The sequence below is a fragment of the Streptomyces kebangsaanensis genome (genome assembly GCF_001906585.1).
Taxonomy (GTDB): Bacteria; Actinomycetota; Actinomycetes; order Streptomycetales; family Streptomycetaceae; genus Streptomyces; species Streptomyces kebangsaanensis.
The window spans coordinates 96,254-99,219 of sequence record NZ_JUJA01000164.1; the positions used below are offsets into that span (position 1 = coordinate 96,254).

Here is a 2,966-nt window from a genome sequence, read left to right on the forward strand (position 1 = left end):
GCCTGCATCGGCCGCCGGTCCGCCCTGCACGGGGCGACGCTGGTCCTCGGCCTGCCGCTGCGCCGCCACGACCCGCACGCCAACCCCGGCCACCGGCTGAAGGTGACCGAGCCGCTGACGCTCATGCCTCAAGTCCTGCGGCTGCGCCCGGCCCCGGACCCGGACCCGACGGAACAGGGGCGCGTGTCAGCCCCGCGCTGTCCAGTGCGCGGGGCGGGAGACCGACCCGGGCAGCCGGGTGCCGGCACTCCCCCGGGCCGCGTCGAGCTGCGGCTGGGTCAGGAAGAACGCACCGGTCAGATCGGCGTCCGTGAGGTCGGCGTCCCGCAGGTCGGCGCCGATCAGATCCGCCTGGCGCAGATCGGCGCCGGTGAGGTCGGCCGCGATCAGGCAGGCGCCGCGCAGACTGGTCCCCCGCAGATCGGCTCCCCTCAGCCGGGCCCCGATCAGGTCCGCACCCCGCCGGTCCTTCTTCCTGCCCTTGGCGCCCCGCACCCCGGCCCGCGCCAGCTCACTGCTGCGCAGCAGGAGCACATTGACCTCCTGCCGGTGCGCCCCGACGTCCAGAGCGGCCAGTTCCCCGGGCGGCAGCAGGGTGAGCCGCTCGGTGTGCTCCAGGGCACGGCGCAGCTCCGCGTGCACCGGCCGCGCGGCGCCCAACGCGAGCGCCTCGGTCAGGTACCACAGCAGCTCGTGCAGCTGCCGCACGACCGGAAACACCTCGGACATCCGCCGGGCGTCGTCCTCGGACCCCGTACGCCGGTCCCGCCCGCCGAAGGTGACCTGCGAGACCTTCTGCCCGGCCCCGAAGCAGTCGTAGACCGTGCACCCGCTGAATCCTTTCTCCCTGAGCCGCGCGTGAATCCCGCACCGATGGTCCCCCCGAAGGTTCGGACAGGGCTTTCCGGCGGGCTTGTCGAGCGCGAAGTCCGCGGAGACGGCGAAGGGCAGGGCGACGCAGCACAGCCCGAAGCACCGCGCACAGTCCCCGCGCAGCTCGGGCCGAGCAGGCCGGTCGGCAGTCTGATCTGACATGGCGTCCAGCCTACTGACGTGCGGGAAGGGCCCGGACGGCGGTCAGGACGCCGATGCCTCCGGGTCCAGGCGCTCCAGGCGGGCGGGATCGGCCAGGATGTACATGTGGGTGATCCGGCCGTCGGTGACGGTGACGCCCATGACCGACAGCGGCCGCCCCTCGGAGGCACTGGCCACACCGATCGTGCCGTTGAGCAGGACGAGGCGGGCGGTCTCGGCGTACCGTGCGAAGGTGATGGCCCCGGCAGCCACCGTCCCGGCCCCGTGGACCACCTTCGAGGCGGCCGCGCCGCGGACCAGCGCGCCGGAGTCGACGCGGAGGACCACATCGGGATGGAGGACGGCGACCAGGGCCTCGAAGTCGCCGGCGCGTGAGGCGGCGAGGAAGGCGTCGAGGACCTTCTTCTGGCGTCCGAGGTCGGCTTCGAAGGGCGGGGTGGCGCCCCGCACCCGGCGGCGGGCGCGGCTGGTGAGCTGCCGGGTCGCCGCGGTGCCGCGCTCCACGATCGGCGCGATGTCGTCGAAGGGCACCGCGAACAGGTCGTGCAGCACGAACGCCAGCCGCTCGTCCGGCTGGAGGGTCTCCAGTACGACGAGCAGGGCGAGCTCGACCGAGTCGGCCTGGAGCGCCTCCTGCTCGGGGTCGGTCCACGGCAGGGGCCGGATCACCGGGTCGGGGACGAAGGTGTCGTCCATGGGCTCCTCGCGGCGCGCGGTGCGGGCGCGGAGCAGGTCGAGGCAGACCCGGCCGGTCACGGTGGTGAGCCAGGCGCCCAGGTTCCCGATGGCGTCCGCGTCCGCGCGGGTGAGCTTCAGCCAGGTCTCCTGGACGGCGTCCTCGGCCTCGGACAGCGAGCCGAGCATGCGGTAGGCCACCGCCCGCAGCTGCCCGCGGTGCTCCTCGAAGCGCCGTGCCAGGACGTCCTCGTCACCCGTGCCGGCCATGTCCGTTCCCCGCCCCCTCCCGGTTCACCGTCTCACCGTCCGCCGTCCGTCGTCCACCGTCCGTCGCGATCACCTTGGGCCCCCGCGTGCCTCACCGGCCGAACAATTCGAACGCCACCGCCGGTTTCCCGCCGAACCGTTCGCCCACCGCCTCGGCGGTCGAGGTCAGGAAGTCGCGGGCGTACGATTCGGGGTCCCCGTCGGTCAGCGCCTCGATGTAGGTGCGGTGTTCCAGGAGCGAGCGCACCGCGCGGTCCAGGCCCGGGCCGGCGTCCACGGCGTGGGTGGGCGTGGCGGAGCCGGCCACGGCGACCCAGCGGACGCCGTTCCAGGGCTCGAGGCCCTGTTCGGTCAGCTCCGGGAAGATCCAGCGGTTGCCGGCGTCCGCCGCCGCGTCCAGGGTGGCGCGGCCGACGGCCACGTGGTCCGGGGTGTTCCAGAGGGCGCCGTCCCAGGTGTCGCGGTGGTTGAGCGTGATCACGAGTTCGGGGCGGTGGCGGCGTATCGCGGCGGCGATGTCGCGGCGCAGGGCGGTGCCGTACTCGATCACGCCGTCCCGGTGGTCGAGGAACTCCACCTCGGACACGCCGACGACGGCCGCGCTCGCCCGCTGCTCCCGTTCCCGCAGCGGGCCGCACTTCTCCGGTTCCAGCGTGTCGATGCCCGCCTCGCCGCGGGTGGCGAGGACGTACGCGACCTCGCGGCCGGCGTCGGTCCAGGCAGCGATCGCCGCCGCGCATCCGTACTCCAGGTCGTCCGGGTGCGCCACCACGGCGAGGGCGCGCCGCCAGTCGTCGGGCATGAGCTGCAGGGGGCTGGTCCTGGACTGCGTCATGCGCGGAAGACTAGCGCCCCGGCAGGCAACGTTCGCCCCGCCGCGACGCCCGGCACGCTCCCCCAAGCTCTTCGAGCAGGGGGACCCCGGAGCACGCACCGGACGCCGCTCCTTGACGGGCAGACGTTGCCTGCCGGGGCACTGGCCGGCC

General features: G+C 74.2%; 3 protein-coding genes. All 3 read right to left on the reverse strand.

Going from position 1 to position 2,966, the window contains the following annotated elements:
* Positions 1–186 precede the first annotated feature (186 nt).
* On the reverse strand, positions 187–1,035 hold the full coding sequence (locus RH94_RS33535; protein ID WP_073952093.1) for a pentapeptide repeat-containing protein: 849 nt from the start codon (positions 1,033–1,035) through the stop codon (positions 187–189).
* Positions 1,036–1,077: 42 nt separating this feature from the next.
* Positions 1,078–1,980, reverse strand: coding sequence for a sigma-70 family RNA polymerase sigma factor (locus RH94_RS33540; protein ID WP_073952094.1), 903 nt, complete (start codon positions 1,978–1,980; stop codon positions 1,078–1,080).
* A gap of 91 nt (positions 1,981–2,071) precedes the next feature.
* Entirely contained in the window at positions 2,072–2,815 is a 744-nt protein-coding gene (locus RH94_RS33545; protein WP_073952095.1) for a PIG-L deacetylase family protein, read from the reverse strand.
* Positions 2,816–2,966 lie beyond the last annotated feature (151 nt).